This is a genomic window from Comamonas sp. B-9 (assembly GCF_000410635.1).
In the GTDB taxonomy this organism is placed as follows: domain Bacteria; phylum Pseudomonadota; class Gammaproteobacteria; order Burkholderiales; family Burkholderiaceae_C; genus Comamonas.
Genome location: NZ_KE148679.1, coordinates 60,201 through 70,168 on the forward strand (window position 1 = coordinate 60,201; position 9,968 = coordinate 70,168).

The following is a 9,968-nucleotide window of genomic DNA, read 5'->3' on the forward strand; positions in this document are numbered from 1 at the left end:
ACAGATCCAGCGCCATCTGCACCAGGCGGCGCACATCAACCATGGCAGCACCCCGCTCTGCGGCAATAGGTCAGCAAGGCACGCTCAGCGGCGGACACGGCAGTCTTTTTCCTTTATTTGGCAGCGCTACCCGGCTCGGCAGCGGCGGATGCTGCTGCCACGGCTGCGGCAGGGGCCCGCAGCGCCGGCTTACCCACATAGGCCTCGGGGTCCAGGCGGCGCATTTCGGATTCGATCCAGTACTCGACCTCGGCCATCAGCTCGTCATGCTTGCGGCCCTTGCTGTCGATGGGCTTGCCGACGGACACATCGACAATGCCGGGCGTCTTGACAAAGGCCTTGCGCGGCCAGCATTTGGCCGAAGTCACCGCAATCGGCACCACCTGGGCACCGGTCATGATGGCCAGGCGCGTCGCGCCGGTCTTGTAGTCGCCGCTCTCACCACGTGCAATGCGTGTGCCCTCGGGGAACATGATCACCCAGATGCCCTGGCCCAGCAGGCGCTTGCCCTGCTCCACCACCTTGTGAAAGGCGCGGCTGCCATCCTTGCGGTCAATATGGATCATGTCCAGGCTGCCAATGGACCAGCCAAAGAACGGAATCTTCAGCAACTCCTTCTTGAACACATAGGCCAGCGGCGTAGGCATGATCGCGGGCATCAAAAAAGTCTCGAAGGTCGACTGGTGCTTGCACAGCAGCACCACACCCTTGTCACTGCCGGGCTGGCCGGCGACCGGCAAATTCTCCATGCCCTGCGTCCGGACTTTGATGCCGCAGAACCAGCCAGCGCTGTCTGCCGACAGCTTGAGCCAGCGGCGCGCCACCGCATAGCGGGCGCGGCTGCTGGCACCACAAACCCGCAGCAGCAAGATGGCCAGGGGGTAGGGAATGACCGTCAGGCCCATGAAGAGCGTATGCAGTATCGATCGGAGCAATGACATGGATCAAGTAGAAAAGGCAGGGGGACGCAAAAAGCCAGGCCCCTGGCTAGCCAACGCCAGCGGGCCCAGCCCAGAGCCGCGAACCAGCGCAGCTGCGTCGCACAGTGCGCCAAAGGCTGCTGCAAAAATTCGACCCACGCCATGCAAAACAGCAGGGCGCAGGCGTGGTTGGCGCTAAATCATATCGGAAGCCAAGGCCCCCGTCCGCAGCCGGTGGAACGAAGCTGCATAGATCGACTGCATAAGCACCCACCAAAACCCCAATTTCTGAATCACATCAAAGAATTGCGGTGGATAACTCAGCCAATTTACGAAAAAATGTGGATAAGAGGCGGTGGCCTCCGCGCCCGCTCGGTGCCGCGCCTGGCACCGGAGCAAGCACTTATGCACACAATGTGGAAAGCAGACCCTCTAGCACAATATCCTGACTCTATCGACAAGATTGCCAGATCATAAAACATAACTCAATGAAAGATATAAATAAAAAAATTTTGTCAGCCAATCCTCCAAGCCAACTGACAATGTGTGGTAATTCTGATCCAGGTCAGAGCGCCGATATTTCAACAAAGTTATCCACAGAAATCCAAGTCCTGTATTGATTTTTCTTGAGATTTGCCTTGTGTATAAGTTCTTTGGTTTGTCACAAGATTGCAGTAGACCCAGATGCAATCAGGAGAAACACCATACGGGCCGGCTCAGGCACCGGGGCGGGCTTTGGCTCATGCGGTGACGCGCCAGTCGCTACACTCGAAGCTCTCGCGTCTCTTTCCGCCCTCCCCTTGATTTTTCTGTCCATCGCCGTCCACACGCCCGCCTACAGTGCCATCAGCGCGGCCAGTGAACTGCTGACCTACCAAGCCCCCCATGCGCTGCCCGCAGGCAGCCTGGTGCGCGTGCCGCTGGGCAAACGGGAGGTGCTGGGCGTCGTCTGGGGTCCGGATACCGCATTTGCCGGCGACCCGGCCAAGATCAAACCGATCACCGCGGTGCTGGAGGCGATTGCGCCATTGCCTGCAAGTTGGCTGCGTTTGGTACATTTTGCCGCCCGTTACTACCAGCGCAGCTTGGGCGAGATGGCAATTACTGCGCTGCCCCCCGCGCTGCGGGACCTGACGGTCGAGCAACTGGCCCGGCGCCTCAAGCGCAAAAAGACGGCGATAGACAGCGAGATCGCCGCCGACCAGGCACTGGCCTTAAGCCAGGAGCAGATGGCAGTTTGCGCGCAAATAGACAAAAATGCGGGCCCCTTTCTGCTTTTTGGCAGCACCGGCAGCGGCAAGACCGAGGTCTACCTGCACCAGGCCGAGGCTTTGCTCGAACGTGATCCCCAGGCCCAGGTGCTGGTGATGGTGCCGGAGATCAACCTCACGCCCCAGCTGGAGGCCCGCTTCCAGGCACGCTTTTCGGCCCGCCTGGGCGACAGTGCGGTCGTCAGCATGCACAGCGGCATGACGGCACCCCAGCGCCTCAAGAGCTGGCTGGCTGCCCATACCGGCCAGGCACGCATTGTGCTGGGCACACGCATGTCGGTGTTTGCCTCACTTCCCCATTTGCGGCTATTGATCGTCGACGAGGAGCATGACGCCAGCTACAAGCAGCAGGAAGGGGCGCGCTACTCAGCGCGCGACCTGGCCATCTGGCGCGGCCATGACCTGCAGGCCCAGGTGATTCTGGGCTCGGCCACCCCCTCGCTGGAGAGCTGGTGGGCCAGCCGGCCTGCCAGCGGCGAGGATGCCGGCGGCCGCTACCTGCGGCTGGCCATGCCCAGCCGCATTGGCGCTGGCCAGATGCCCCGGCTGCGCCTGGTCGATATGCGCCAGCAGCCGCGCCAGGCACTGTTCTCACCCGCGCTGCTGCAGGCGATTACACAGCGGGTGGAGCGGGGCGAGCAGGCGCTGGTGCTGCTGAACCGGCGCGGCTTTGCGCCGGTGCTGTTCTGCGGCGACTGCGGCTGGAAAAGCGATTGCCCGCACTGCAGCGCGCACCAGGTGTTCCACAAGATAGACCGCACGCTGCGCTGCCACCACTGTGGCTACAGCCAGCGCGTGCCGCTGGCCTGCCCCAGCTGCGGCAACCCGGATATTCTGCCGCTGGGCAAGGGCACCGAGCAGCTGGAAGAGGCGCTCGAGCGCCTGCTGCGCAATGTGCAGCGGCCCGACGGCCAGCCCGCCCGCATTGCCCGCATCGATGCCGACACCACCAAGGCCAAGGGCGCCCTCGAAGAAAAGATGGCCGATATGCATGCTGGCGATGTCGACGTGCTGGTGGGCACACAGATGGTCGCCAAGGGCCATGATTTTCGGCGCGTGACCCTGGTGGCCGCCGTGCAGCCCGATGATGCGCTGATGTCCAGCGACTTCCGCGCGCCCGAGCGCCTGTTCTCGCTGCTGCTGCAGGCGGCCGGCCGCGCCGGACGCGATGCGGCTTACGTGGCCGCCCAGGGCAGCGCCGTAGAGATGTGGCTGCAGACCCAGCAGCCCGAGCATGCCGTCTACCAGGCCCTGCGCCAGTGGGACTACAGCGGCTTTGCCGCCCAGCAGCTCAAGGAGCGGCGCGATGCGGCCATGCCGCCCTTTGCCCACCAGGCCATCATCCGCGCCGATGCAAGGTCGCAGCAGGAGGCCCAGGCCTTTTTGCGCGCCGCCTCCGAGCTGGCGCACAGCCAACAGCTGCTGGACGGCAGCGAGGTCTTTGTCTACCCGCCGATTCCGTTGTCGATGCAGCGCGTGGCCAATGTGGAGCGCGCCCAGATGCTGATCGAGAGCCCCTCACGCAAGGCCTTGCAGCAGTTCCTGCGCGCCTGGCAGCCTTGCCTGCACTGGCTGCGCGCGCATCCGGAGCACAAGGGCCTGGTGCGCTGGCTGGTCGATGTCGACCCCCAAGCTATCTAGACCAACCAGGTCACCGCCGCCGAAAAGCTGACAAAGGCCAGCGCCGTGCTGACCAAGATAATGTGCGCAATGCGGCCATTGTGGGCGCCATAGCGCCCGGCCAGCAAGGTGACATTGCTGGCGCTGGGCAGCGCAGCCACCAGCGCGACGACCAGCAGCGCAAACGGCTGGACCGGCAGGCCCGCCGCCATCGCGGCATGGCCCAGGCCCAGCACCAAGAGCGGATGCACAAAAAGCTTGACCAGCGCCAGCAGCATATAGCTGGCAGGGGCCGCGTATTCCTCTTCCACCATCTTGGAGCGGGCCAGCACCGCGCCCACGGCAAACAGCGCCACCGGGGTGGCGGCGCTGCCCAGCAGGCCGGCGGTCTGGTCCAGCGCCTGGGGCAGCTTCCACTCCATGAACGAGGCGAGCGCGCCCAGCAAGATGGCCCAGGGCATGGGGTTGGTGAGCACGCCTTTGAGCGCCTTGAGCAGCGCCGCACGCGCATTGCCTGCCGCCCCATCCATGCGCGACAGCGCCAGGCACAGCGACGTGGTGAACACCATATCGACCATCATGGTGACGATGGCCGGGCCCGCCGCCGCATCGCCCAGCAGCGCCACCAAGAGCGGCAAGCCCATGAACCCGGTATTGGGAAAAGCGGTCACCAGCGCGCCAAAGGCGCTGTTGTTCCAGTCCATGCCGCGCAGGCGCGAGGCCGCCACGCAGCCCGCCACCAGCAGGAACTGGCACAGCACATACAGCAGCAAGATCGGCAGGTTCATCAGCTGCGCAAAAGGCAGCGACGAGCCGGCCTTGTACAGCATGCAAGGCAGCGCAAAATACAGCACAAAGGCATTCACGCCTGCAATGGCGGGCAGCGGAAAAATGCCGCGCCGCGTGGCCACAAAGCCGCACAGAACCAGCGCAAAAAAAGGAAAGGTGACTTGGAAGACGGACAGCACGGCTCGATTGTGCCCAGAATGCGCCAGCACAGATGTAGCGCGAGGGACCGGCACTGGCTGGCGCGCGGTCCACAAAAGAAAAGACCGGCCTCATCGATGGCCGGTCTTGCAAGGCCCTGTCTACACCTGCGTGTCAGATCAGAGCCCAAAACGATCTAAAGCACTTAGATCGTCACCAATTTTTCGACTTCCGCACATTTACGCCGGGCCAGCGCCAGGTTGCTGCGCTGCTTGTCCAGCACCAGGTACAGGAACAGGCCTTCCTTGAGCGCCACCGGGCGGATGATGTGGTACTGCGAGCCCAGGGTGATCAGGATGTCATCGATCGAGTCTTGCAGACCCAGCGATTTCATCGTCTTGAGCTTGGCCCGCACAACCTCGGTGTTGCCGGCCGCTGCCAGCTCCAGGTCCAGGCCCGATCCGGCACTGCCCAAAAGCATGCCGCTGCCACTGTCCACCAGCGCGGCGCACATGGCACCCTCCACCGTCAAAAGTTGCGTCAACGTGTCTTGAACCGAAGCCATCTCACTCCCCCTTCACACACTGGCGGTTTATCGTTGCTGCGCCATACGGCCAGTGCGGCGCATACGCAGCTCTCCCACAACAAGGTGCCGGCCGCAGCCAGACTTGCCATCAGACTTTGTTCATCTCCGCGCCCACTTCGGCCGCAGCCCACAGCACGCGGCCCAGGATCGCATTGGTATCGAGCACCATGCACAGAATGCAGGGGAACTCGGAGGTGACCGACTGGAACACGACCACGCCGCTCTCGGTCTCGAAGGTCAGGCGCTTGCAACCGGTGTGGTTGATCTCGCGCCCCACGGCACGCGCCATCGCCATCAGCGAGCCGGCCATGGCCGACAGGCGGTTGAGCTGCAGCTCGCTGTTCGTGCGCAAGGATGCAATTTCAAATCCATCGGGCGTGCTCAGCAGTGCCACACGCACGCCATCAACAGGACCAATAAGCTTATCAAGCGCCTGCTGGCCTGCCTTGACGACCTGGGCAGGGATCAGAGGTTGTGATGCAGTCATGAATTCTCGCTTTGCAGGGACAGCATGGAAACAAGTACGCTCATCGCATCCAGCAGCTGCCCACGGTCGCGCGGGTCCGCTTCCAGAACGGGAATCACCCCATGGCCAGCAGAATACACGCCTTGGGCGAATGTTTCAATTTGTTCTGTTGCGGCCGGGCGTGCGCTCAGCACCAGCGTGACAGGCGGCTGGGGCAGTTGCCCGATCTCGTCGAGGATATGGTTGGTCTCGGCCAGGCTGGTCGGGCTGTTCACATCGGTCATGATGAACACGCCCATCGACACCGACAGCACCCACTGGCGCACAAAGCTGAAACGCTCCTGGCCCGGGCAGCCGCAGATCTGCACCACTTCACCGCCGCCCAGATCGATCTCGCCAAACTCGGTGCCGACCGTGGTGAGCTCCTTGCTGTGGGCCGCCAGATCGAGGTTGCGGACATCGGAGCTGGACATCAGCGCACCGCACAGCGAACGCACAGCGGTGGTCTTGCCAATACCCATGGGCCCGCACAGCGCAATGCGCGGCATCTTGTGCGGCCCGACTCCGCCTGATTCTTGATTCATCCCGGCTTACCTCCCCCTCGTATCCATCGGCCCAAACGGCTGAGCAAACCTTTGGAGTGTAGCGGCTCGCGATGGTGGGAGGGGGAAGAAGCAGCGGAAATGACGGGCATGGCCACGCCGCGCAGCACGCCGCGCCGGCCCAGCTCGACCAGGAGACCACGGGCCACCGTGTTGTCCAGCCCGCTGTGCAGGCACAGCTGGACAATGGAGACCGGTTCACGCGAGAGCAGCGCCAGCGCGCGGATGCAGGCGCCGGTATTGAAAGGCGCGCCCACCGACACCCAGGACTTGAGCTGGTAGCGGAACTCCTGGCGGGTCGTCGGTGCAGGCTGTGCAGCGGCCTGCACCGATTCCTGGCGGATGACCTTGTTGCGCGCATCCCAGTCGAGCAGAAAGACCGCTGCGCGGTCAAACATGTCGATCAAATCGCTCAAGGTGTAGTCCGCCTCCAGCCGGCCCACCCAGCTGGCGCCATCGAGCATCGCCGTCTTGACCTGCCCGATGCAGACCACGCAAGGTGCCTTGCCCAGCGACGAGATCGCATCGGCCATGCCCTGGTCCAGCACAATCAGCTGGGCGCGGTCACGGGGTACCTCCTTCCAGGGAAGCACCGATTTGCGCGAGGCCACGCCGTACAGCGGCGCAAAGCGGTTGCGGCTGCTGGGGGTCAGCAATTCTGCGGAAATACCGGCGGTCTGCATGGCGATAATTTCACACTTTTATTGGCTTAATTAATAGGGTTTGCCACTTAGCCGCAGCAATACTATCGGCATTCTAAAAGCTTGCTTGCCAGACGCAAGTGTTTCTTTGGGGGTTTTACCATCTGCTCTACATTCATTGACAATTTCAAAGAATCTGTGGTTTTTTGTGTAAGCAAACATGTAAAAGCCAAAGTCCTGAATCTGCAGATGCCTGTCGTTGCGGCTATTCTTCTGCGCTCTCCTTCCTGATCTGCAAAGGTACGCTCGCCACCATGGCCGCTGGTCTCAATCTCGCCCAATTACAAGCTGTGCACTACACCCAGGGACCCTGCCTGGTGCTCGCCGGTGCCGGATCGGGCAAGACCCGGGTGATCACCCACAAGATTGCCCGCCTGATCGAGACCGGCATGGCGCCGCGCAAGATTGCGGCCATCACCTTCACCAACAAGGCCGCCTCCGAAATGCGCGAGCGCGCCAAGAGCCTCATCGGCCGCCAGGCCAAGGATGTGCTGGTCTGCACCTTCCATGCGCTGGGGGTGAAGATGGTGCGCGAGGACGGCCATGTGCTCGGGCTCAAGCCCCAGTTCAGCATTCTGGACAGCGACGACGTGGTCGGCATCCTCAAGGATGCCGCTGGCGGCACCGCCGATGTGGCCACCGCCCGCCAATGGCAGTGGACCATCAGCAAATGGAAGAACATGGGCCTCGACTACAAGGAGGCGCTGGCCCAGGCTGCCGATGACAACGAGCGTGCGATTGCCGTGCTGATGCAGCGCTACGACGAGCGGCTGACCGCCTACCAGAGCGTGGACTTTGACGACCTGATCGGCATGCCGCTGCGCCTGCTGCGCGACCACACCGAGGTCCGCGCCAAATGGCAGGCCAACCTGGGCCATGTGCTGGTCGACGAATACCAGGACACCAATGCCACCCAGTACGAGCTGCTCAAGCTGCTGGTGGGCGAGCGCGGCCACCTCACCGCCGTGGGCGATGACGACCAGAGCATCTACGGCTGGCGCGGCGCCACCTTGGACAACCTCAAGAAGCTGCCGGTGGACTATCCCCAGCTCAAGGTCATCAAGCTCGAGCAGAACTACCGCTCGACCAGCGCCATCCTGCGCGCGGCCAACAATGTGATCCAGCCCAACCCCAAGCTGTTTCCCAAGACCTTGTTTTCCGAGCTGGGCGAGGGCGAGCCGGTGCGCATTGTCGATTGCGACTCCGAAGAGCACGAGGCCGAGCGCGCCGTCGCCCGCATCCTGAGCCTGCGCGCAGCGGCCAACCCGCCGCCGGACTGGAAGAACTTCGCCATTCTCTACCGCGCCAACCACCAGGCCAAGCCTTTCGAGAAGGCACTGCGCAAGGCCAATGTGCCCTACAAGGTATCGGGCGGCACCAGCTTTTTTGACCGCGCCGAAATCCGCGACCTCTGCGCCTGGTTCCGGCTGTGGATCAACAACGACGACGACCCGGCCTTTCTGCGCGCCATCACCAACCCCAAGCGCGGCATCGGCCACACCACCTTGGGGCGCCTGGGCGAATTCTCCAAGGCCCACCGATGCAGCATGTTTGGTGCGCTGTTCAATGCCATGCTCGAAGACGCGATGCCCGCCAAGGGCCGCGAGAGCCTGCTGGAGTTTGGCCGCTATATCAATGACCTGGAATACCGCGCCCGCCAGACACGCGGGGCCGAGCAATCGCTGGCCTTTCTGCTCGACTGGCTCAAGGAGATCGGCTACGAGCAGCACCTCTATGACGCCGAAGACAGCGAGAAGGTCGCCGCCGCCCGCTGGACCAATGTGCTGGAGTTCTGCGACTGGATGGCCCAGCGCGCAGGCGGCCAGACCACGACAGCGGCCGATACAACGACCGTGAGCGAGTCCAAGAGCCTGCTCGAAGTCTCGCAGACCATCGCCCTGCTCTCGACCATCAGCGAGCGCGAAAAGGAGCAGGACATGGTGATCCTCTCCACCCTGCATGCCAGCAAGGGCCTGGAGTGGCCCCATGTGATGCTGATCGGCGTCAACGAAGGGCTGCTGCCCTTCAAGCTCGACGACGATGACGGGCGCCAGCAAAAGGTCAGCGACGATACCGCGCAGCGCCTGCAGGAAGAGCGCCGCCTGATGTACGTGGGCATCACGCGGGCCCAGCGCTCGCTGGCCGTGAGCTGGACCAAGCGGCGCAAAAAGGGGCGCGAGCTGGTCTCCGCCCTGCCCAGCCGCTTTATTGCCGAGATGGGCCTGGACAGCAGCACCGCTCGCGAAGACCCGCGCGAGAAACTGCGCCAGCTGCGCGAAGAGTTCGCGCGCAAGGCCCAGAGCACCGCTGCCGCCAGCCCCGATCCCCTCTGACTATCCATGACCAAGACCCTGATCCTGACCGCCTTGTGCGCTGCACTGGCCAGCGCCTGCACCAGCACCCCCGCCCCCCGCCCTGCCTGCCCCAGCGCGCTGCAGATGGAGCAGCCCGAGCTGCTGGGCCACTGGCAGGCCGAACTGCCCGGCCTGCCCGGCCCCGTGACTTTGCAGCTGGCCCCCCACCCCGAATGGAACGGCACCGTCAAAGGCCAGATCCAGCGGCCCGGCAGCACCGCCATCGTGGTCGGTGATGTGGACAAGGGCAAGCTGACGATGGAAGAGTCGGCCGATGGCAAAAAGGTCTCGGGCACCTGGCTGGGCGAGGTGGTCGACGGCAGCTGCGGCCGCGAGATCCGGGGCGAATGGTTGGATGCGAACGACACCAGCCACGCCTTCGTCATGCGCAAGCCATCGAAAACGCCCTAATCGCCGCAATAATGGGCATCCTCGCAGCCGTCCCAGCCACGCGTCCTACCTTCCTCCTCGACCATGACAACAACGAAATTTCTGCGCTCGCCAGCACCGCTGGCGGCGAG

9 protein-coding genes are annotated in these 9,968 nt (G+C 63.4%); 3 read left to right on the forward strand and 6 right to left on the reverse strand.

The features are described from left to right. Positions 1-113: 113 nt before the first annotated feature. Positions 114-941 carry a 1-acyl-sn-glycerol-3-phosphate acyltransferase gene (locus tag H928_RS29890; protein WP_021028987.1) on the reverse strand — a complete coding sequence of 276 codons (828 nt, stop codon included), beginning with the start codon at positions 939-941 and terminating at the stop codon, positions 114-116. Between the two features lie 782 nt (positions 942-1,723). On the opposite strand from H928_RS29890, the gene priA reads away from it, so the two are divergent. After that, the gene (gene priA / locus H928_RS0125210) at positions 1,724-3,832 is read left to right on the forward strand and encodes a primosomal protein N' (RefSeq protein WP_027011404.1); all 2,109 of its coding nucleotides are present in this window, start codon (positions 1,724-1,726) and stop codon (positions 3,830-3,832) included. Here the strand turns inward: priA and H928_RS0125215 are convergent. The 5 genes from H928_RS0125215 to H928_RS29895 form a co-directional block, all read right to left on the reverse strand. Then, positions 3,829-4,779 carry an AEC family transporter gene (locus tag H928_RS0125215; protein ID WP_021028990.1) on the reverse strand — a complete coding sequence of 317 codons (951 nt, stop codon included), beginning with the start codon at positions 4,777-4,779 and terminating at the stop codon, positions 3,829-3,831. The genes priA and H928_RS0125215 overlap by 4 nt on opposite strands. 164 nt (positions 4,780-4,943) lie before the next feature. Next, the gene (locus tag H928_RS0125220) at positions 4,944-5,303 is read right to left on the reverse strand and encodes a hypothetical protein (protein WP_021028991.1); all 360 of its coding nucleotides are present in this window, start codon (positions 5,301-5,303) and stop codon (positions 4,944-4,946) included. Between the two features lie 109 nt (positions 5,304-5,412). Next, positions 5,413-5,811 (reverse strand): roadblock/LC7 domain-containing protein, encoded by a 399-nt coding sequence (locus H928_RS0125225; RefSeq protein WP_021028992.1) that lies wholly within the window; start codon positions 5,809-5,811, stop codon positions 5,413-5,415. Further along, complete coding sequence (locus tag H928_RS0125230) at positions 5,808-6,374, reverse strand: ATP/GTP-binding protein (protein WP_027011406.1); 567 nt, start codon at positions 6,372-6,374, stop codon at positions 5,808-5,810. Before H928_RS0125230 ends, H928_RS0125225 begins: the two co-directional genes overlap by 4 nt. Beyond that, on the reverse strand, positions 6,371-7,075 hold the full coding sequence (locus tag H928_RS29895) for a hypothetical protein (protein WP_021028994.1): 705 nt from the start codon (positions 7,073-7,075) through the stop codon (positions 6,371-6,373). The genes H928_RS0125230 and H928_RS29895 overlap by 4 nt, the downstream gene beginning before the upstream one ends. A 272-nt stretch (positions 7,076-7,347) precedes the next feature. On the opposite strand from H928_RS29895, the gene H928_RS0125240 reads away from it, so the two are divergent. Continuing rightward, entirely contained in the window at positions 7,348-9,426 is a 2,079-nt protein-coding gene (locus H928_RS0125240; protein ID WP_021028995.1) for an ATP-dependent helicase, read from the forward strand. A 6-nt stretch (positions 9,427-9,432) separates the two neighbouring features. After that, the gene (locus H928_RS0125245; RefSeq protein ID WP_021028996.1) at positions 9,433-9,858 is read left to right on the forward strand and encodes a hypothetical protein; all 426 of its coding nucleotides are present in this window, start codon (positions 9,433-9,435) and stop codon (positions 9,856-9,858) included. The last annotated feature ends 110 nt before the right edge of the window (positions 9,859-9,968 follow it).